Consider the following 20,364-nt stretch of genomic DNA (forward strand, 5'->3'; position numbering starts at 1 on the left):
CAGGTCGGCGGCGACTGGTACGACGCGTTCGTGCTGCAGGACGGGCGCGTCGCGGCGGTCGTCGGAGACGTCATGGGCAAGGGCGTCAAGGCCGCCGCGGGCATGGGCCGCATCCGCAACGCCATGCGGGCGCTGGCGCTGACCAACCCGCCGCCCGCGGCCGTGCTCACCGGCCTCGATCGGGTCTTCGAGGCCACGGAGGAAGAAGAGCAGGTCACGACTCTGGCGTACATGGTCGTCGAGCCGGTCACCGGCGAGGGCACGCTGGCCCTGGCCGGACACCCGCCACCCGTCCTGGTTTCGCCTCAGGGCACGGCGATCCTGAGCGACGGGGAGCCCGGCACTCCGCTAGGCTGGCCCACCAGCCGAAGGCAGTTCCGGTTCGTGGTGCCGCCCGGCCATACCGCTGTGCTCTACTCCGACGGCCTCGTGGAGAACAGGAAGCGCGGATTGGACGCGGGTTTGGCAGAGCTTTGCAGTGTTGTGACCGAAGCGCCGCCTGAGGTCGTGAGTAGTCCGCATATGTTGCTGGACTTCCTGGTTGACCGGATGCTGTCTGGATATGAACAAGATGATGACGTTACCGCGCTAGCAATTCACGTCCCGCCAGCCACGAAGAGTGACTGAATGAAACAGTCATAACGGTTGCTTTCGGGTATCAGTGCCCCGCTTCCGTACGCACTACTGTCTCGGTCGGCCTAGGGTGGAGGACAACCGCCGGGAGGTGGCCGTATGGAGCGCGAGGTCGTGCCACAATGCTGTGCAGGTCCGTCGCGGTCCGCACGGCCTCCGATCTCCGAGAGAGGCAACAGCCCCCCAGCGGGCATCTGGGTCCATTGTCGCCACGCGTTCGTTCGAGAGGTGTTCGTGTCGCCTGCAAGTTCGACTCGCTCGAAGCCACAAGAGCTGAACGAGCCCGTCATTCAGCGACTGCTCGAGCGTGGGCGCTCGCAGGGTTTCCTCGAGTCTGAGGATGTTCGTCAGGCCTTCGAGGAGGCGGACATCCCCATGTCGCACGCCGCCGCGTTCTTGCGGAACCTCAGCAAAGAGGGCGTGACCGTGGTGGTGACCGCCGCGGATTCGGCTGCGCCGAAGAAGTCTCGTGGTCCAGCAAAGCGCCGCACCGCCGCCCCCGTCAAGACCAAGACGGCGGCGGCCGCCAAAGAGCAGCAGCCCGAGACCGTGACCGCGGTCGTGGGCACCGCTGAAGCCGAGCCGGCCGCCAAGAAGGCGGCCCCTGCCAAGAAGGCCGCTCCGGCGGCGAAGAAGGCCGCGGCTCCCGCCGCCGCCAAGAAGGCCGAGCCTAAGAGCGCTGGGCCTGCCGAGACCAAGCCGAAGGCACCCGAGTCCAAGGCCGACTCGGACGACGACGAGGACATCGAGCTCGACGGCGACGTCGAGCTGGAGGACCTCGAGGATCTCGACGTCGAGGACGAAGAGATCGTCGCCGAGGGCGACTCCGACGAGGGTGACTCCGACTCCGACGACGACTCCGAAGAGGAGCCCAAGCCCGCCGACGTCGCCGCGGTCGAAAAGAGCGAGGACGAGGTCCTCATCCTCTCCGACGACGACGATGACGCCCCGGTCGCGCAGGTCGCCGCCGCCGGCGCCACGGCCGACCCGGTCAAGGACTACCTCAAGCAGATCGGTAAGGTCCCCCTGCTCAACGCCGAGCAGGAGGTCGAGCTCGCCAAGCGCATCGAGGCGGGCCTGTTCGCCGAGGAGCAGCTCGGCGGCGGGGAGACCGAGGGGCTGCCGGTCGACGTCAAGGCCGAGCTGGAGTGGATCGCCGAGGACGGCCGCCGGGCGAAGAACCACCTGCTGGAGGCCAACCTCCGGCTCGTGGTCTCGCTGGCCAAGCGCTACACCGGGCGCGGGATGCTGTTCCTCGACCTGATCCAGGAAGGCAACCTGGGCCTGATCAGGGCCGTCGAGAAGTTCGACTACACCAAGGGCTACAAGTTCTCCACCTACGCCACGTGGTGGATCCGGCAGGCGATCACGCGTGCCATGGCCGACCAGGCGCGGACCATCCGCATCCCGGTCCACATGGTCGAAGTGATCAACAAGCTGGCCCGCGTCCAGCGGCAGATGCTGCAGGACCTCGGCCGCGAGCCGACGCCGGAAGAGCTGGCCCGCGAGCTGGACATGACGCCCGAGAAGGTCGTCGAGGTCCAGAAGTACGGCCGCGAGCCCATCTCCCTCCACACCCCGCTGGGTGAGGAGGGTGACAGCGAGTTCGGCGACCTCATCGAGGACTCCGAGGCCATCGTCCCCGCCGACGCCGTCAGCTTCACGCTGCTCCAGGAGCAGCTGCACTCCGTTCTCGACACGTTGTCGGAGCGGGAGGCGGGCGTCGTCTCGATGCGCTTCGGGCTCACCGATGGGCAGCCCAAGACGCTGGATGAGATCGGCAAGGTTTACGGGGTGACGCGCGAGCGCATCCGCCAGATCGAGTCGAAGACCATGTCCAAGCTGCGCCACCCGTCGCGCTCCCAGGTCCTCCGGGACTACTTGGACTGACCTCTGTCCCACCCGCCGCCCCGCCCGGACCTTATCCGGCGCGGGGCGGCGGCCTTTTACCCCCACATCGCGGCTTGCCGCCCAGGCCACGCTCCCAACACGCCTGCACCCGGCGCCTCGTGGTCGCTCCTGGATGCGTTCGCGCCTTATGCCCGCGCTGGTGTGATGTTCCGCGCCTGCCCACGTCGTGTTCTGGATGCGTTCGTGCTGGTTATAGCGCGCTACGCCGCGGCACTCCCGCGCCGCCGTCATATGCCCCGCCTGTGCCCGCGTCTCCTACGTTCCGAACGCGTCGGGCGCTCGCCGTCCGTGGTGCCCCCGTGGCCGGAACACGCCCGCCTCCAACGACCGCCCGCCAGCGAGCAGCGTGCGTCACTGAGAAGGGTCCGTCACCGAGAAGGGCGTGCCGCCAAGGACCGCGTGCCGCCAAGGACCGCGTGCCGCCAAGGACCGCGTGCCGCCAAGGACCGCGTGCCGCCAAGGGGCGGTAACGACACTAGGACGGTTCGGTGACGTGGACGTCGAGGGTCCAGGGCCGGTTGGCGCGGGTAGGTTCGGCCAGGTTGGCGGTGTAGCCCAGGGCGTCGAGGGTCTTGGCGAGCTCGTCAGGCGTGCCGGGAGTCGTGTCGTGCCGCAGGAGGGCTCGGGCGATTTCGCCCCGGGTCGCCTTGGCCATGTGGCTGACAACCTTGCCGTCCCGGAACACCCGTACCGTCACCGAACGCCCGCCGGCCTGCCAGGCACCCGCGTATGTGGCCGAACGGAGGTTCACCACCAGCCCAGGGGCCCGATCCAGCGCCTTGGTGATCAGTGGACGCCAGAACGTGGCCAGCCCACCGAGAGGCGGCAGATTGACGCCCATGGAGAGGCGGTACGGCGGGATGTGATCCGTGATTCGCACCACACCCCACAGGCCAGAGAAGATCAGCACCGACTCCTCCGCCCGCCTCCTCGTCTCGTCCTCGAGGGTGTTCAGGCCGAGGTTGTCGTAGAGGACGCCGGTGTAGAGGTCGGCGGCGGGGAGGGTGGGGGCGGTCTTGAGTGCCACGTTCTTGGCCAGCTCGCCCGCCAGCCCGGGCGTGAGGCCGAGCACGTCGAGGGCGTCGCGGCGCTTGGAAGCCCGGGTGAGCGCGTTCAGCACGCGTTTGCGGGCCTTGTCGAGGGCGGGGAAGGACAGCTCGCCGACGGGCGGCCCGCTGCCTTCAGAAGCTTTCCCTTCTGACGGCGGCAACAGGATCAGCACGTCCCCTACCTTATTGCTCCTGGTCGGACGGGTTCTCGCCGCCCATCCAACCCGACATCATCTTTTACGGTGGCCCAAGTGGGCACCACCCGCCGACCATGGCTGGGCTCTGTCCAGGGTGACGCTCACCGGGTGGGCGGGGCTGATCGCCGCAACGGCGCCCCCTTGGGCCTCTTCTTCGCCAAATCGTCAGCCGTGGGACATCCCGGACGAGCACGGCACCGCCCATGGGCCCATGAGGAGCGTCGTTACATCGGTGTCTGATGGATGAGAACGACACGCCAGCCTTGGGGGGTGCGGCGATACACGGTCGACGCGTACCAGGAGGCCGTCTCTCCACCTGTCGTGCTTGTCAGTGTGTAAGCGACAACGGCTCCGGCATCACCTAGTGACTTCACCACGGCATCGTGGGCCTGGTTGCGACGGTCGGGGTTGCCGGCTCCCTGGGCATACATATCGAGAACCTGCTGCCTGGACACGATGCCATAACTTCCCATGGCCACGAAGTCGTCGGCGCAGTACTCCTGGAAGAACTTCTCATCGTAGGCCGCATCGGCATCGAGCATCCGCTGCTCGATTTCCATCAGCGTCTTTTCGATCTCGCTCATCTTGCTAGCTCCTCCTGTTGCGCTGTGCTGCCCGACAGGCACATGCCTGCCGTTCGTGGCGGAAGCACGCGCGACTCAGGCTGCCAGCCGTACCTGACATCTCCCGGCAGGTATGCCCACGAGACATCAGAACACGGACTCTTCCGCCGGGGGCTCGACCATGACGAGCGCATCAACCTGGTCCAGTTCCTCACCCGGATCGGCGCCCGTTCCTGCACAGCGGGGACACCGTCGCCGCTTCTACTCCACCGCCTCCGAGGGCCTCACAAAACCGCGCCTGCTGTCTGACCTGCATCACCGTGCCGAAACGGCGAAACCCCGCCCTGCCACCTGATCAGTTCGAGGATGCGCCGCGGGCATATGCGTCAGACCGGCTACTCGCCATGGGGGCGGAGGCTGCCCTCCGCTCCCGGCCGTGCGCTACTGATCCGATGACGCGGCCTGCGGTGCCGTACGGGCCTGGCCTGACTTGGCGGCCGCGGGTGGAACCATCGGTTCGGCTCGCAAGGGCCGGCATCGGTTCCCGGGCAGGCCCGTCCAGCGCACGATCGGCGACTGATCGCATGTTCCACGCCCATGCACGACGAGCCTCCGGCTCGGCTAACCCTCCATCTTGGTGGCGACACTGTCAGGCCCGATCGCCCGCATGTCCTTCACGGTCACACGACGGCCGCTCCCTGCAACGGGAGGCCCGCCGCCGCCCAGTCCTCGATGCCCTCGCGGTACTTGCGGACGTTGGTGTAGCCGAGGCGCTCCAGGAGGTTGGCGACCGCCTGGCTGTTGTTGCAGGCGGGGTTGCTGCAGTAGGTGACGATCGGAGCGTTCTTGTCGGGCAGCAGCTCGGCGGCACGGTCGGCGACCTCGGCCTCCACCAGCGGGATCGCGCCGGGAAGGTGCTGCTTGGCGTAGTAGTCGCCGCCGAGGGCGTCGACGACTGTGATGGCGCCGGCGTCGATGGCGGCCTTGAGCTCTTCCCGGGTGATGAGTGCGGTCATGGGTGGACTCCTTCACATTAACTGGACTATGGTCCGGATTGTGAAATTATCGGACCGCAGTCCGGTTCGTCAAGGAGTCCGGAGACGCGCCGAGGCCGCGCAAGAGCAGGTGCAGGCGGCCGCCACTGGGCTGTTCGCCGACCGGCCGTCGGTGGACATGATCAGGGTTATGGGGGTCGGCCTGCTAGGTGGTCGAAGACGCGGGGATCCCAGTGCTGCGGCGTCAGGCGGCGGTGTCGCAGCGGTCGTCGATTGCAGGATTTCTCGGCCGAGGACCACCTTCTGCCGGGGACGAACTGGAGGTCGGTTAGGCTGCGCAGGTGAATTTCGACCTCCTTGTCCACGAGGCCTGGCCTGCCTACGAGCAGCACACCCACGACGGATGGGTGTTTCGTTATGCCGGTGGTGTGACCAAGCGGGCGAACTCCGTGCTCGCTCTCACCGAGCCCGCTGACCTGGCCGGCGCCATCGAGGCGGCGGAGGCGTTCTATGGGGAGCGCGGGGAGCGTTGCGTCTTCTCGCTGGGCCCGAACGCCACGCCCGGGCTGGACGAGGAGTTGGAACGGAGAGGCTACGAGCTGGTCGACCCGACCGTCATCATGGCTGGTTCGCCCGCTGGTCTGCCTGCGCACAAGGTGAGGATCGAGGACCGACCGTGGCGGGGCTGGCTGGAGACGTGGTGGGCCGTGGACGGCCGGTACGGGAGCGGCTTCGAGGACGCGGAGCGAATCTGCACGGGCGTGCCGGCGTGGTATGCGGCGTACGAGGAGGACGGGGTTGCGCTCGCGGTCGGCCGCGCCGTACCGCAGGTTGACGCGTCGGACGCGCCGCAGGGTGGCGCACTCGAGGTGCAGGGGAGGGGCGCGCCAGGGGTGCCGCACGGTGACATGCTCGGAATTTTCTGCATGGCCACCCTGCCCCGGGCCCGCCGCCGGGGGCTGGCTCGTGCCGTCCTGCGGGCGTTGGTACGGCATGTGGACGCTGAGTCCGCGTACCTGGTCACCACCGCCCCAAACCTGGCCGCCCAGGCGCTGTATCGCGGCGAGGGCTTCGAGATCGCGGGCCGGTATCACTACCGGGTCCGCTGACACGCCCGGCCACCGCCCCAAAACGGGTCCGGCTCAACGCGGAGGCGTGTTCGCGCCCGTGATGTCGGCTGAGTGGCGCGCTGTGCCGGCGAGTCGGGGCCTGTGCCGTTCGCATGGCGCCCTGTCGGAGGTCGAGTCGATGCTCATGGAGCGGTTGATGCAGAGGGCGCCATTGAGTCGCTTGGTGCAGGGGGAGCCGCTGCGATTGGCCAGGCGTCTCGCTTGGATGTGGTCTGTGAGGTGGGGCGTGCAGACCGTCCAAACGCAGAACGGCGACCCCGGGCGGGCCGGGGTCGCCGTTCTACGTAATGCAATATGTGGTTATCTCAGCACGACCAGCGCCGCTTAGCGCTCGTCGTTAGGGGCAACTGCAGGGGTTTCGCTGAGCCGAGCCGACTCGTCCAGGATGTCGGCGCCCTTTTCGCGCAACGCTGCGATGTGCTGACGCCCGTGGTGGGCGCAGAACAGCAACTCCCCACCCACGGGCAGGGTCGCGCGAATGTAGGCCTGGGCGCCGCAGCGGTCGCAGCGGTCGAGGGCCGTCAGCGGCTTAACGGGGGCGAGAGCTCCAGTCACGTATCGCCTTTCGGGTCACCCCCGCCGAAGCGAGGATCTGGCGTCAGTCACTTGGAACAACATCTAACCGGACGTGGACGTTCCCAACCGCCCGCTCTCTACGCCCAGAGCGGAATGTGTCCCAAAGTAATGACGATCAGCCGGTTGGTAACAGCAAACGTGTCGGCGTGGCAAGCTTGTACGCGCGCGTGCGGGAAGAACGGTAGGCTACGCACACGTGTTCGATGCCTAGACCAGGGGAGCTGGAGTGACGCTAGTGGAGGCGGGTTACACGGCTCGTCACCTGTCGGTGCTTGAGGGCCTGGAAGCGGTCCGCAAGCGCCCGGGCATGTACATCGGGTCCACCGACAGCCGCGGGCTCATGCATTGCCTCTGGGAGATCGTGGACAACGGCGTCGACGAAGCGCTCGCAGGCCACTGCGACCGCATCGAGGTCGAGCTCTACGCGGACGGCTCCATCGAGGTGCGAGACAACGGCCGGGGCATTCCCGTCGACATCGAGCCCAAGTCCGGCCTGGCCGGGGTCGAGCTCGTTTACACGAAGCTGCACGCGGGCGGCAAGTTCGGCGGTGGCTCCTACGGCGCCTCCGGTGGCCTTCACGGCGTCGGCGCCTCCGTGGTCAACGCCCTGTCCTCGCGGGTCGACGTCGAGGTCGACCGCGACGGCCGCGTGCACGAGATCAGCTTCCGGCGCGGCGTCCCCGGCATCTTCGACGGCCCCGGGCCCAACGCGAAGTTCAAGAAGAAGTCCGGGCTCCGGATCGGCGACAAGCTTCCCAAGAACGACGCCGGCACCCGCGTGCGCTTCTGGGCCGACAAGCAGATCTTCCTGCCCGACGCCGAGGTCTCCCTTGACGAGATCCACGTTCGGCTGCGGCAGACGGCGTTCCTGGTGCCCGGCCTGACCCTGGCCGTCTGTGACAGCAGGCACGAGGAGCGCATCGAGGAGGAGTTCCGCTTCGACGGCGGCATCTCCGAGTTCACCGAGTTCCTGGCCCGCGACGAGCCCGTCTGCGAGGTGCTGCGCCTGCAGGGCGACGGCCACTTCCACGAGACCGTGCCGGTCCTCGACGACCAGGGCCACATGACGCCCACCGAGGTGCAGCGCGAGCTCACCGTCGACGTGGCGATCCGCTGGGGCAAGGGGTACGAGTCGACCATTCGCTCGTTCGTCAACGTGATCTCCACCCCCAAGGGCGGCACTCACCTGACCGGGTTCGAGCGTGGCCTGGTCCGCACAATCAACGAGCTCCTGCGTGAGACGCGTCTGCTGAAGAACGGCGACGACCCCGTCACCAAGGACGACATCTCCGAGGGCCTGACCGGCGTGGTCACGGTCCGGGTGCCGGAGCCGCAGTTCGAGGGCCAGACCAAGGAGGTGCTCGGCACCTCGGCGGCCACCCGGATCGTCTCCCACGTGGTCTCCCGTGAGCTCAGGGAGTTGTTCACCAACCCGCCGCGCGGCTACAAGCAGCCGCTCCGCGCCGTGCTCGAGAAGGTTGTCGCCGCCGCCAAGGCCCGCATCGCGGCCCGCGAGCACCGCGACAACCAGCGGCGCAAGAGTGCCCTGGAAAGCTCCGCGCTGCCGGCGAAGCTGGTCGACTGCCGCAACGACTCGGTGGACCGCAGCGAGCTGTTCATCGTCGAGGGCGACTCGGCGCTCGGCACGGCGAAGCTGGCCCGCGACTCCGAGTTCCAGGCGCTGCTGCCCATCCGAGGCAAGATCCTCAACGTGCAGAAGGCGTCCGTGAGCGACATGCTCAAGAACGCCGAGTGCGCCGCCATCATCCAGGTCGTCGGGGCCGGGTCCGGGCGCTCGTTCGACATCGAGGCCGCCCGCTACGGCAAGGTCATCCTCATGGCCGACGCCGACGTCGACGGCGCCCACATCCGCTGCCTGCTCCTGACCCTCTTCCACCGCTACATGCGGCCGATGGTGGAGGCGGGTCGGGTGTTCGCCGCCGTGCCGCCGCTGCACCGCATCGAGCTGACCAACCCCGGGCGGGGCAAGGAGAAGTACATCTACTGCTACTCCGACGCCGAGCTGCAGAAGGTGCTGCGCGATCTCGAGCGGCGGGGCAAGCGGTGGAAGGACCCGGTGCAGCGTTACAAGGGTCTGGGTGAGATGGACGCCGACCAGCTGGCCGAGACGACCATGGACCCGCGGCACCGCATCCTGCGCCGGGTCCGCATCGAGGACGTCGAGGAGGCCGAGGCCATCTTCAACCTGCTGATGGGCAGCGACGTGGCGCCTCGACGGGAGTTCATCGTCAAGAGCGCCGCCGAGGTGGACCGCGACCACATCGACGCCTAGCGGCGGCTGACCGGCGGTTGGCGGCCTTACGCCCCTTGCTCGCTGTCCGGGCGCTCGTGAAGGACCGCCTTGGGATCGGGGATGGCGGTTTGGGGCGTTGGTGAAGGGCCGCCGTGGATCATGGATGGCGAGTTTCGGGCGTCGGCGTAGGGCCGCTATTGGGATTGCGGGTGCCTGCTGCAGGTGCGCGGGGTGCGTACGAGGCCCGCAGGGGCGTCTGTGAGGCATCTGCAGGGCTGAGTGGGCGGATCACCCGGGCGGGTGGCCTTGCGCGTCGCTCGTTGGTCTCAGGCGCGGGGACCGACGCTCTTCGGCTGTGGCGCGCTGCCCGGCCCTTTGACGCCCTGGGCTATGGTGCGTGGGTGGTTTGCCCGAAGGTGCGCATCCAGACCCTGGCGGGCAGCGCTGACCTACACCATCACTGACAGCCGACGGCCTTCTCCGCGACCGCGACGGTGCCGGCCTCTCTTCGGCGACGCTCCACGCCCACATGGTCGGGCGTGGGGGTGATGTGCGGGCCCAGGTGCCCGTTCGTGGCGTAGGTCCGTCGTCCCGCACCGCCGCCACAACCGGGCACCTCGAACTCGATGGGGTCAGAACGGCGCAGGTGTCAGGCGGCCGGTGTGGACGTCGTAGATGGCGCCCGCCACCGGCGTGCCCTCGGGCAGGAACGGTGTGGTCCTGATGCGGGTGAGGTCGTGGCGGAGCGCCTCGTCCTGGTCGGGCACCGTGTGGAACTCCAGGCTGCGCGTGTCCACCCCGCGTTCCTGGGTCAGAGCGTGCACGTCCGAGTCCGTCACCTTGGTCATGCCGCAGTCCGTATGGGGCATGACGAGCACACGCTCCACCCCGAGCAGGTAGACAGCCAGGACCAGGGTACGCAGCACGTCGTCCGTCACCCGGGCGCCGGCGTTACGGAGGATCTTGGCATCGCCGGCCTTCAGGCCGAGCAGGCCGAGCGGGTCGATGCGGGAGTCCATGCAGGTCACGACGGCCAGCCCGCGGGCGGCCCGGCCGGTGAGCTCGGAGTTCGCAAACGCAGTGGCGAATCTCGCGTTGGCGGCGTACAGGTCGTCGAACGCACTCATGCCACAAATGATGCACTGTGCCCCAAAGTTGGTGATGAACGGGGTCGCGACTGGCTGGAGTTGGCAAACATCCCACGAAAGCGCATCACTTTGCGTGATGATGTCGTAGCCCTTTGTACGTGATCGAAGAAGGTTTGTCGTGAGTAGGTCCGAATCGCTCGCCGCGTATCTCCGTGCTCAAGCATGGCGCCGCCTTGACCGCGTGGAGGTCAGGGACGGGGGCCGCAACGCCAAGGCGGCCCTGGCCCTCCTCGACACCTCCGCCTACGCCGCCAGCCTCCCCGACGACGACCCGTTGATCCTCATGCTGGACCAGGCGGGCTGCTTCGGACCGCTGGGCTGTGAGAGCTTCGACCCCGGGGAGGCGGGCAACCGGTTGATCCGCCACTGGCAGGGCGGCGAGCCGCACGAACTGCTGCTCGCCCTCCCCTCCGCCATCATTGCCGCCAGCCAGGAAGCCAGCCAGTAGCCAGGAAGCCGGTCAGCAAGGGGCAGGGGCTTGCGGCTGACGCCCCGGATCACGCGGGAGCGTTGCCCGGCTTCCACTTGATGCCACAACCGATCGACGGGTGCTGCTCCTCGGGCAGCGGCTGGCCCTCCAGCAGGGCGTCGATGGCCGCACGCAGCGACTCGCCGGTCACCGGCACCGAGTTGCCCGGCCTCGCGCCGTCGAACTCGCCCCGGTAGGCGAGCTGGAGCTGCCCGTCATACAGGAAGAAGTCGGGTGTGCACGCCGCCCGATAGGCCTTGGCCACGTCCTGGGTGTCGTCCAGCAGGTAGGGAAATGTGAACCCGGCTCGGGCAGCCTGCTCCGCGAGGTGTGTCGGATCGTCGTCTGGGTAGTTCACGCTGTCGTTGCTGCAGATCGCGACGATCGACAGCCTGGCGCCGTAGTCGGCGGCGAGGGCGCCCAGGCCCTTCTCGATGTGCCGCACGTACGGACAGTGGTTGGAGAGGAAGACCACGAGGGTGGCGGGTGAGCCTTTGAGGTCTTCGAGCGAGACGCTGCCGCCGTTGATGGCGGTCAGGTCAAAGGAGGGCGCCGGAGTGCCCAGCGGGACCATGAACGAGTTGGCAGCCATGGCATTCATTCTCGTCTGAGGACGTCCCGGCAAACGAACTGGAGAGGTGAATTGAGTGAGCGGCATCGCGGAGTTCCGCAGCATCGTGCTCGACTGCCCCGATCCGAAGGGGCTGGCCGAGTTCTACTCCCGATTGCTGGGGTGGCCCGTCACGTACGCGGATGACGAGTGGGTGGTGGTGAGCGACGGCGGGTCGCCCAAGCGGGTGGCGTTCCAGCTCGCGCCGGACTTCCGGCCGCCGACCTGGCCGGATCCGGAACGGCCCCAGCAACTCCACCTCGACCTGACGGTCACCGACATGGACCAGGCGGAGAAGCAGGCCATCGAGATCGGCGCCACCAAGCACGAGCACCAGCCGAGCGAGGAGGACAGCTTCCGGGTGTTCCTGGATCCGGCCGGGCACACGTTCTGCCTCTGTAAGGACTAGGACTTCCCCAGGCGCGAGGGGACTGCCCGCGGGACGGCGGGCCGCGTCCTGGGGAGAGGGGCTGACCCCGCCGGGCGCGGGGTCAGCCCCTGCTGTTTCAGCGGCTGGCCTGGGCCAGCAGATCCACCGCCTTCCGCAGGTTGCCCGCCGCCAGCTCGTGGTCGGCCGCCGCCTGCAGGTCAGGCCGCTTGCCCGCGCTCTGCGCGACGTCCCTGGCCACCGACACGACGGCGTCGTCCACGGCGTACGTGTCGGTCTTCGAGTGTTCGAGCAGCGCCGCGGCCGTGCCCAGGGCGGCCAGGACGGCACGCGCGTCACGTACCGACCCGTCGGTGTTCCAGGCGCGCCCGGACACCGTCAGGACCGCTGCCGCGGCCTTGGAGAGGCCGTCACCTGAGGCGAGCCGGTCACGCGCGGCCTTGAGCCGGTCACGGGCCCGGTCCGTGCGCAGCCCCCACCCGTAAGGCCAGAGCGGATCATACGCGGCGTCGCCCACGTTGATCGGCAGCTGCTCCACCGAGCGGAACCAGGTGAACGGCAGCCGCCCGGTGTACGGGACCGCGCCGAACAGCGGGTCGGCCACCCCGTCGCCCTCGGTGCCCGGCAGCCAGGAGGCCACCACTGCTTCGACGCCCGACAGGTCGCCGAGCAGCAGCGGACGCCCTGAGACGACCAGGACGACGCACTTCATCGCCCCGCACACCTTGTCGATCGACGCCCGGTCGGCGGCCGACAGGTTCAGCGTACGGCCGGCACGGCCCACATCGCCCTGGCCCTCGGCGTACGGGGTCTCGCCCACCACCACGACGCCCACGTCGTGCCCGGCGAGGCCGGCGGAGGCGTCGCGGGAGTACGTCACGGAGGAGGCGCGGGATCGGATGGCCGACAGGATCGTGGTGCCGGGCGTGATCGGCCCGGACGAGCCCTGCCAGGTGATCGTCCAGCCGCCGGTCTGGTTGCCGATGTCGTCGGCGTTCGAGCCGGCCACGTAGACCCTGGCGTCGCGGCGCAGGGGGAGGAGGCCGCCGTCGTTCTTCAGCAGCACCTGCGACTTGGCCGCGGCCGTGCGCGCGACCGCCCGGTGCGCCGCCGAGCCGACGTCGCCGATCCCCGACCGGTCGGCGTACGGGTGCTCGAACAGCCCCAGCCTGAACTTCTGCGTCAGGATCCTGGCGACCGCGTCGTCCACGCGACCGAGTGGCACGCGCCCGGCCTCCACCTCGGCCTTCAGCGTGCTCTCGAAGGCCGGGTACGCATACGGCACCATGATCATGTCGAGTCCGGCATTGATCGAGGTGCGCACGTCGCTCGCGTAGTCGCCGGGGATCTGGTCGATGGCCTGCCAGTCACTGATCACGAACCCCTTGAAGCCGAGCCGGCCCTTGAGCACGTCCGTGATCAGCTCCTTGTGGGCGTGCATCTTGAGCGGGCCGTCGCCGAAGTCCACGCTGGAGAACGACGGCATGACGGTGGCCACGCCCCGCTTGACCGCCTCCGCGAACGGCGCCAGGTGGATCGCCTCAAGCTCCTGGCGGCTCACCTTGGTGACGCCCTGGTCGATGGTGTAGTCGCCGCTCGTCGACGAGCCGTATGCGGTGCCGCCGTCGCCGACGTAGTGCTTGGCGGTGGCCAGCACGCCGTTGTCCTGGAGGCCGTCGATGATCGTGGTCATCCGCGACACCAGCGCCGGGTCCTCACCGAACGACTCATACGCCCGGCCCCAACGGTCGTCGCGCGACACGCACAGGCACGGCGCGAAGTCCCACGGGACGCCGGTGGCCTTGACCTCCTGCGCGGTGATCTCGCCTTGCCGCTCGACCAGCTCGGGGTCGCGGGTGGCGCCCATGCCGACGTTGTGCGGGAAGATCGTCGCGCCGACCACGTTGTTGTGGCCGTGCACCGCGTCCACGCCGTAGATCAGCGGCACCTGGAGCCGGGTCCGCTGCGCCTGGAGCTGGAACGCGTCGATCATGTCGGCCCACGCCTCCGGCGTGTTCGGCGTGGGGGTGGAGCCGCCGCCCGACAGGAGGGAGCCGAGCGCGTACGCGGCGATGTCGCTCTGCTTGCCCAGCGCGTTGCGCTCGGCCTGCGTCATCTGCCCGATCTTCTCCTCCAGCGTCATCCGCTGCAGCAGGTCGGCCACGCGCTCCTTGATGGGTTTGCGGGGGTTCAAGTACGGGAGACCGTGCGCGTTGATCACGACGACCGGCGCTTCGGCAGGGGGCCTGGTGCCGGTGCCGGACAGCTCGATCGGGATGGTCTCGGCGACCTCGTCCTGGCCGTCCTTCAGCGTCTTGATCGTGAACGACCTGGCAGCCCCGGACGCCGTGCCCGCCGGGAACGTCAACGTGCCTTCCGCCGGCGTGTAGTCACTGCCGGGGGTCGCGGTGCCCGTACCGGTCTTGTAGTTCACGGCCAGGTCGGCGGGCAGGGGCTGGCCGGTGGCGGTGGTGACGGTGACGGCGACCTTCACCTCGCCCTTCTCGTTCACCGGGTAGACGGTCTGGTCGGTGGACAACCTGGCGGGCCGCGGAGGCGCCGTCCCGTAGAGCTCGACCTGGTCCCATTCGAGCGTGCCCTGCGCGGTCGGCAGCCGCATCGAGTAGCCCCACATGGCCACCAGGTCCAGCTCGCCGTCGGTGGGCGCGCCGCCGGGCTGGTAGTCGGTACGCCTGGTGAAGCTCGAGAACGGCACCTTCACCTGCCGCCAGCCCGCCGCGTCGTCGGTGAACGACGACTCGAACAGCTCGGCGGCGCCCGCTCCCGTGCCGCCGTCCTTGATCTCGAAGAAGATCTTCTGGCCCGAGCCTGCCCCGTTCACCCAGAAGGAGAAGCCTCCGTACGGGGACCAGTCCTGCGCGGCGGCCAGATCATGCGACCAGCCGCCCCACTGGCTCACGTTGTAGACGGACTTGAGCACCCGGTTGGTCGTCGGCGCCCCTGGCCTGCCGGGGTCCGGCTCGACCGTGAGCGTGGGGGTCGAAGCCGCGTCGTTGCCCCAGGCGTACACGCCGGTGGGAACGGTGTCCGACTCGAAGTCGGTGATGGTGGGCGGCGCGGCCGCCGCCGCTGCCTGCGGCGCGACGATCAGAGAGGCGACCAGGGCAAGGGCCGCCCATAACGGGGGTCTGAATCGGGACACGGTACCTCCGGTTCTGGGAGAGAGCGCTCTCCCAGATGAGATCGGCGGCGGACGGCATTTCATAACATGCCCCACTATGGGGCCGTCGCCGCTCATCGCCCACACTGCGCCGAGCCGTCGCGTCACACACCGCACTTGCCCACGCGCCGCCGCTCATCGCGCACGCGCGCCGAGTCGTCGCGTCACACCACACCGGCCCTGCGCCCACCCGCCGCCCGAGCCGCATGCCGCCCTCGGCCAGGACACGTCGTGTCGCTCCGAGCCGGGCCCGCGTCATGTCATCCGGGCCGGCGCCTCGCCGCCGGGAGCTTGCAGCCACCCATGGGGCCGCACCGTGTCACGCCGGACCGGAGCCGCATCACGTCAGCCGCGCCGGAGTCCGGGCCGTGTCACGCTCACCCAGAGTTGCGCCGAGCCGGGGCCATATCTGTCATGCCGTCGCCGGACCGTAGAAGGGCCGGCAGCCCCGGACTCGGGGAAGTGTCAGAGCGCTGGTGTTTCGTCCTCCGAGGCGGCCGGTGACCCCGTCACCTCCGGTGTGAGGGAGTCGGTGGTCGAGGCGAGAGCGCCGCCGACGGCGCCGATGGTGTGGGTGAGGCGGACGCCTGAGCCGTCCCGGCGCCCCAGCTCGTCCGGAAGCGGCACCGGCTTGCCCACGCCCGAGACCGCCTTGGCCGGAGCCGGGCCGGCCCAGGCCAGCAGCAGCTCGTCCTCGCCCTTCAGGAAGCGCTGGGCCCGCACCCCGCCCGTCGCCCGGCCCTTGGCCGGGAACTCCGCGTAGTCGGACAGCTTTCCGCCCCCCACCTGCGTCCCAGGCAGTGCCGTGGAGGAGCCGGCGACCGTGACCACGTGCGCGGGACGTTCGGGATCCACCACCCCGAACCAGACCACCCGGGCGCCGTCGTCCAGCCGGATGCCCGCCATGCCGCCCGCCGGGCGGCCCTGCGGGCGCACCAGCGAGGCCTGGAAGCGCAGGAGCTGGGCGTCGGAGGAGATGAACACCAGGTCGTGCGACTCGGACACGAGCTCGACGGCGCCCACCACGGTGTCGCCGTCCTTCAACGTGATCACTTCGAAGTCGTCGCGGTTGGCCGGGTAGTCGGGCACCACCCGCTTGACCACGCCCTGCACCGTGCCCAGCGCCAGGCCGGGGCCGTCGGGGTCGAGGGAGCCGAGGCCGACCACCCTCTCGTCGGGTTGCAGGGAGACGTACTCGGAGACCGGGTGCCCGCCGGAAAGGGACGGCGGGTTGGCCGTGGTGGGCAGCGTCGGCAGATCCACGACCTGGACCCGGATCAGCCGGCCCAGCGACGTCACCACGCCGACCTCGCCGCGCACGGACGTCTTCACGACCGACACCAGCACGTCGTGCGCCGAGCGCTCGCCCTCGCCCGACAGCGGCGAGGCGTCGGAGGTGCGCGCCAGCAGGCCGGTCGAGGACAGCAGCGCCAGGCACGGGTCGTCGGCCACCTGCAGATCCACCACCGGGGTGCGGGTGACGCCCGGCGCCTCCAGCAGCACGGTGCGGCGCGGCATGCCGTACTTCTTGGCCACCTCGGCCAGCTCGCCCGAGACCACCTGACGAAGCTTCGCCTCAGAGGAGAGGATCTCGGTGAGCTGCGCGATCTCGTCGCTCAGCGTCTGCTTCTCCCGATCGAGCTCCAGCTTGTCGTACTTGGTGAGCCGCCGCAGCGGCGTGTCCAGGATGTAGGCGGCCTGGATCTCGGTCAGGTCGAACACGTCCATCAACCGTGTGCGCGCCTCTGCCGAGTCGTCGGAGGCGCGGATGACCTGGATGACCTCGTCGATGTTGAGCAGGGCGATGATGAGGCCGTCGACCAGGTGGAGGCGCTCCTCGCGCTTGCGTCGCCTGAACTCCGACCTGCGGCGCACCACCTCGATCCGGTGGTCGACATAGACCTGGAGCATCTCGCGCAGGCCGAGCGTGCGCGGCTCGCCGTCGACGAGGGCGACGTTGTTGATGCCGAACGTCTCTTCCATCGGCGTCAGCCGGTAGAGCTCCTCGAGGACGGCCTCGGGGATGAAGCCGTTCTTGATCTCGATGACCAGCCGCAGGCCCTTGTGGCGGTCGGTGAGGTCCTTGAGATCGGCGATGCCCTGGAGCTTCTTGGACGTCACCAGCTCCTTGATCTTGGTGACGACACGCTCGGGGCCGACGTTGTAGGGGAGCTCGGTGACGACGATGCCCTTGCGGCGGGGCGTGATCTGCTCGACCGCGCACTTGGCCCGCATGCGGAACGTGCCACGCCCGGTCTCATACGCGTCTCTCACCCCCTGCAGGCCGATGATCGTGCCGCCCGTCGGCAGGTCCGGACCCGGCACGAACGTCATCAGCTCGTCCAGCGTCGCGGTCGGCTTCTTGATCAGGTGGCGGGCGGCGGCCACGACTTCGCCGAGGTTGTGCGGCGCCATGTTGGTGGCCATGCCGACCGCGATGCCGCTCGTGCCGTTCACCAGCAGGTTGGGGAACGCCGCCGGCATGACGACCGGCTCGGTCTCCTGGCCGTCGTAGTTGGGCTTGAAGTCGACGGTCTCCTCGTGGAGTGAGTCGACCATGAGCATCGCCGCCGGGGCCAGCCTGGCCTCGGTGTAACGCATGGCGGCGGGCAGGTCGTCGGGGGAGCCGAAGTTGCCGTGGCCGTCGACGAGCGGCAGGCGCATGGAGAACGGCTGCGCCAGGCGGACGAGGGCGTCGTAGATGGCGCTGTCGCCGTGGGGGTGCAGCTTGCCCATGACATCGCCGACGACGCGCGACGACTTGACGTGGCCGCGGTCGGGGCGCAGCCCCATCTCGCTCATCGAGTAGAGGATGCGCCGCTGCACGGGCTTGAGGCCGTCGCGCGCGTCGGGCAGGGCGCGCTGATAGATCACCGAGTACGCGTACTCGAGATAGCTGGTGCGCATCTCGGAGGTGACGTCGATGTCGACGATCCGCTCCTCGAAGTCCTCAGGTGGGGGTGCAGTCGTGCGTCGGGCCATCTTGTGCTGCGCGGCTGCCTCGGCCGTCGCGCCGAGGGGAAGCGCATCCTCCTTCTGTCCTTGTGCTGTAACCGTATCCGTCAGCTCGCTGGAGTAGCGTCAGATCGGCGGGTGCGGCGGCGACGTAACCCTCATTGATCGCGACGCGATGACGGCCAGAGGCGCGTACGGCCACGCGACCGGTGTGGGTTCCGGCGTGTTTGCCCCCTGGAGATGATGGCACGAGCCACGTCCCTTGTGACGTATCCATCGCGCTGACGGGTGAAGCCGCTCGCGCAGAGTCACTGAAGCACCCCCTCGCCGACGGCCGAGCCGGTCGCACAGGTCTGGCATTGCGCCGAAGTCAAGATGATACTCGATCCCGGCTACTTCTCGCATACCTGTTCGATCGGCGTCGCATCGGCATACTTGACCAAGCAATTGCTTGGTGTTACGTTCGCCGCACGAGGATCCTGCTGTCCCGGAGGCGTCATGATCGAGTTTCATCCCGTGACCAAGCACATCGGCGCCGAGGTCACCGGGGTCGATCTGCGCAAACCGCTCTCACCAGAAGAGGTCGCGACCCTGCGCGCCGGCTGGCTCGAGCACCTCGTGCTGTTCTTCCGCGAGCAGCACATCGACGACGAGCAGCACCTGCAGTTCGCCCTGAACTTCGGCTCGCTCAACCACCCCGCCTTCAAGAAGGACTCCACCAGCCCCATCCACGTCCTGGACCAGACCTCGCCGAAGGGCGAGGGCGGGGACGAGTGGCACAGTGACAACACCTTCGAACCCACCCCGCCGATGGGCTCCCTGCTCCGTTGCGTCCAACTGCCCAGCGTGGGCGGGGACACGTGCTGGGCGAACACGTACCTGGCGTATGAGGCGCTCTCGCCGTCGCTGCAGCGGCTGTGTGACGAGCTGACGGCCGTGCACGACATCACGATGTCGATGAAGAAGGCGATCTCGAAGGGTCACCCGTTCGACCTGGCCGAGATCCAGGCGAATTGGCCGCCGATAGAGCGCCCGGTGGTGCGCGTGCACGCGGAGACCGGCCGCAAGGCCCTGTTCGTCAACCGCGCCTCCACGACCCGCCTGGTGGGGCTGACGGATCGGGAGAACGAGGCGCTGCTGCCGCTCCTGATCGACCACATCCGGTCGCCCGAGTACCAGGTCCGGCTGCGCTGGCAGCCCGGCACCCTGGCCTTCTGGGACAACCGCCCGACCCAGCACTACGCGGTGGCCGACTACACCGAACGCCGCCGCATGCACCGCGTCACCATCAATGCGTTTCCCCAGCACGCGGATCCCGTTTAAATGCTTAAACCATTTCCATCTTGTACGGCGGCGCCAAGGTAAGCGCCGCCCGCCGCACCCCCGTGGTCCAGAGGAACCACCCAGACGGTCCACTTTGCGCACGTAACGGCGGTCGGCGGCGTGCGGGTCAGCGGGCGTTTTCCTGGAGGTCGCCAGCCACAGCCGGCGAGTGGCGCTTACCTTGGCGCCGCCGTAAAGGATGGGCGTTTTGAAGAAGCCTGGGCAGCGGACGGCGGCGCGGCATCCAAAAGAAGCGTGGTAACAAGGGGGGCATGACTGAAGCCGATGTCGCGATGCTGCGGGAAGAGGCCGAGGAGCGGTTGCGGGCGCTGGCGGGCGAGCACGCCGTGCTGCGCGACGACCAGTGGGCCGCCATCGAGGCCCTGGTGGTGGATCGGCGGCGGGTGCTCGTCGTGCAGCGCACCGGCTGGGGCAAGTCGGCCGTCTATTTCGTGGCCACCGCGCTCCTGCGTGACCTGGGCGAGGGTCCCACGGTCATCGTCTCGCCGCTGCTGGCGCTCATGCGCAACCAGATCGCCGCCGCCGCGCGGGCAGGCATCAGGGCCGTCACGATCAACTCCGCCAACCCCGAGGCGTGGGAGGAGATCTACGGCCAGGTCGCCGAGGGCTTGGTCGACGTGCTGCTGGTCAGCCCCGAGCGGCTCAACAACCCTGACTTCCGCGACAACGTCCTGCCCGAGCTGGCCGAGAGCGCCGGGCTCGTGGTGGTGGACGAGGCCCACTGCATCTCCGACTGGGGGCACGACTTCAGGCCGGACTATCGCAGGCTGGCCACGTTGTTCGAGGACCTGCCGCCGGGCATCCCCGTCCTGGCAACCACCGCCACCGCGAACGCCCGCGTCACCCGTGACGTGGCCGAGCAGATGCGCCTGCCCGACGAGGACGGGGACGGCACGCTCGTGCTGCGCGGGGCGTTGGAGCGGGAGAGCCTGCACCTGAGCGTCATGCGCCTGCCCACCGC

16 protein-coding genes are annotated in these 20,364 nt (G+C 68.8%); 8 read left to right on the forward strand and 8 right to left on the reverse strand.

Translation table 11 applies throughout. The features are described from left to right. Together AB0J09_RS27945 and AB0J09_RS27950 are read left to right on the forward strand one after the other, a co-directional pair. Positions 1-627 (forward strand): PP2C family protein-serine/threonine phosphatase (locus tag AB0J09_RS27945; protein ID WP_360697215.1); only part of this gene is annotated, 627 nt, incomplete at its 5' end. A 240-nt stretch (positions 628-867) separates the two neighbouring features. Further along, positions 868-2,523 carry an RNA polymerase sigma factor gene (locus tag AB0J09_RS27950; RefSeq protein ID WP_360697218.1) on the forward strand — a complete coding sequence of 552 codons (1,656 nt, stop codon included), beginning with the start codon at positions 868-870 and terminating at the stop codon, positions 2,521-2,523. A gap of 496 nt (positions 2,524-3,019) precedes the next feature. Here AB0J09_RS27950 and AB0J09_RS27955 read toward each other — a convergent pair whose 3' ends face one another. The 3 genes from AB0J09_RS27955 to AB0J09_RS27965 form a co-directional block, all read right to left on the reverse strand. Further along, positions 3,020-3,766, reverse strand: coding sequence for a peroxide stress protein YaaA (locus tag AB0J09_RS27955; protein WP_360697221.1), 747 nt, complete (start codon positions 3,764-3,766; stop codon positions 3,020-3,022). Positions 3,767-4,014: 248 nt separating this feature from the next. Continuing rightward, positions 4,015-4,374, reverse strand: a complete 360-nt coding sequence (locus AB0J09_RS27960; RefSeq protein ID WP_360697224.1) for a nuclear transport factor 2 family protein — start codon at positions 4,372-4,374, stop codon at positions 4,015-4,017. A 659-nt stretch (positions 4,375-5,033) separates the two neighbouring features. After that, a complete protein-coding gene (locus tag AB0J09_RS27965; RefSeq protein ID WP_360697227.1) occupies positions 5,034-5,369 on the reverse strand; it encodes a rhodanese-like domain-containing protein in 336 nt (111 codons plus the stop codon). A gap of 320 nt (positions 5,370-5,689) precedes the next feature. On the opposite strand from AB0J09_RS27965, the gene AB0J09_RS27970 reads away from it, so the two are divergent. Beyond that, positions 5,690-6,457 (forward strand): GNAT family N-acetyltransferase, encoded by a 768-nt coding sequence (locus AB0J09_RS27970; protein ID WP_360697229.1) that lies wholly within the window; start codon positions 5,690-5,692, stop codon positions 6,455-6,457. Positions 6,458-6,802: 345 nt separating this feature from the next. Here the strand turns inward: AB0J09_RS27970 and AB0J09_RS27975 are convergent, their stop codons facing one another. Continuing rightward, positions 6,803-7,033: a hypothetical protein gene (locus tag AB0J09_RS27975; protein ID WP_360697233.1), complete on the reverse strand. Its 231-nt coding sequence runs from the start codon at positions 7,031-7,033 to the stop codon at positions 6,803-6,805. 247 nt (positions 7,034-7,280) lie between these two features. Here AB0J09_RS27975 and AB0J09_RS27980 point away from each other — a divergent pair, with 247 nt between their 5' ends. Further along, positions 7,281-9,347: a DNA topoisomerase IV subunit B gene (locus tag AB0J09_RS27980; RefSeq protein WP_360697236.1), complete on the forward strand. Its 2,067-nt coding sequence runs from the start codon at positions 7,281-7,283 to the stop codon at positions 9,345-9,347. Positions 9,348-9,940: 593 nt separating this feature from the next. On the opposite strand, the gene AB0J09_RS27985 is transcribed toward AB0J09_RS27980, so the two are convergent. After that, positions 9,941-10,435 (reverse strand): carbonic anhydrase, encoded by a 495-nt coding sequence (locus AB0J09_RS27985; protein WP_360697239.1) that lies wholly within the window; start codon positions 10,433-10,435, stop codon positions 9,941-9,943. A 139-nt stretch (positions 10,436-10,574) separates the two neighbouring features. Here AB0J09_RS27985 and AB0J09_RS27990 point away from each other — a divergent pair, with 139 nt between their 5' ends. Then, a complete protein-coding gene (locus tag AB0J09_RS27990) occupies positions 10,575-10,904 on the forward strand; it encodes a hypothetical protein (protein WP_360697242.1) in 330 nt (109 codons plus the stop codon). Between the two features lie 49 nt (positions 10,905-10,953). Here the strand turns inward: AB0J09_RS27990 and AB0J09_RS27995 are convergent, their stop codons facing one another. Then, positions 10,954-11,517 carry a thioredoxin family protein gene (locus AB0J09_RS27995; RefSeq protein WP_360697245.1) on the reverse strand — a complete coding sequence of 188 codons (564 nt, stop codon included), beginning with the start codon at positions 11,515-11,517 and terminating at the stop codon, positions 10,954-10,956. Positions 11,518-11,572: 55 nt separating this feature from the next. Between AB0J09_RS27995 and AB0J09_RS28000 the strand changes: the two genes are divergently transcribed. Continuing rightward, positions 11,573-11,944 (forward strand): VOC family protein, encoded by a 372-nt coding sequence (locus AB0J09_RS28000; RefSeq protein WP_360697248.1) that lies wholly within the window; start codon positions 11,573-11,575, stop codon positions 11,942-11,944. Between the two features lie 97 nt (positions 11,945-12,041). Here AB0J09_RS28000 and AB0J09_RS28005 read toward each other — a convergent pair whose 3' ends face one another. Together AB0J09_RS28005 and AB0J09_RS28010 are read right to left on the reverse strand one after the other, a co-directional pair. Beyond that, positions 12,042-15,086, reverse strand: a complete 3,045-nt coding sequence (locus AB0J09_RS28005) for a glycoside hydrolase family 3 N-terminal domain-containing protein (RefSeq protein ID WP_360697251.1) — start codon at positions 15,084-15,086, stop codon at positions 12,042-12,044. A gap of 483 nt (positions 15,087-15,569) precedes the next feature. Beyond that, positions 15,570-18,086 carry a DNA topoisomerase IV subunit A gene (locus tag AB0J09_RS28010; protein ID WP_360697254.1) on the reverse strand — a complete coding sequence of 839 codons (2,517 nt, stop codon included), beginning with the start codon at positions 18,084-18,086 and terminating at the stop codon, positions 15,570-15,572. A gap of 471 nt (positions 18,087-18,557) precedes the next feature. Here AB0J09_RS28010 and AB0J09_RS28015 point away from each other — a divergent pair, with 471 nt between their 5' ends. Further along, positions 18,558-19,382, forward strand: coding sequence for a TauD/TfdA family dioxygenase (locus AB0J09_RS28015; RefSeq protein WP_360697257.1), 825 nt, complete (start codon positions 18,558-18,560; stop codon positions 19,380-19,382). 272 nt (positions 19,383-19,654) lie between these two features. Next, positions 19,655-20,364 (forward strand): DEAD/DEAH box helicase (locus tag AB0J09_RS28020; RefSeq protein WP_360697260.1); only part of this gene is annotated, 710 nt, incomplete at its 3' end.

The sequence above is a fragment of the Nonomuraea sp. NPDC049784 genome, from assembly GCF_040659615.1.
In the GTDB taxonomy this organism is placed as follows: Bacteria; Actinomycetota; Actinomycetes; order Streptosporangiales; family Streptosporangiaceae; genus Nonomuraea.

Bases quoted from the DNA above. Each gene is read 5' to 3' on its own strand.
- AB0J09_RS27960 (WP_360697224.1), bottom strand. From the start codon at position 4,374: ATGAGCGAGATCGAAAAGACGCTGATGGAAATCGAGCAGCGGATGCTC.
- AB0J09_RS27965 (WP_360697227.1), bottom strand. From the start codon at position 5,369: ATGACCGCACTCATCACCCGGGAAGAGCTCAAGGCCGCCATCGACGCC.
- AB0J09_RS27985 (WP_360697239.1), bottom strand. From the start codon at position 10,435: ATGAGTGCGTTCGACGACCTGTACGCCGCCAACGCGAGATTCGCCACT.
- AB0J09_RS27995 (WP_360697245.1), bottom strand. From the start codon at position 11,517: ATGGCTGCCAACTCGTTCATGGTCCCGCTGGGCACTCCGGCGCCCTCC.
- AB0J09_RS28010 (WP_360697254.1), bottom strand. From the start codon at position 18,086: ATGGCCCGACGCACGACTGCACCCCCACCTGAGGACTTCGAGGAGCGG.
- AB0J09_RS28015 (WP_360697257.1), top strand. From the start codon at position 18,558: ATGATCGAGTTTCATCCCGTGACCAAGCACATCGGCGCCGAGGTCACC.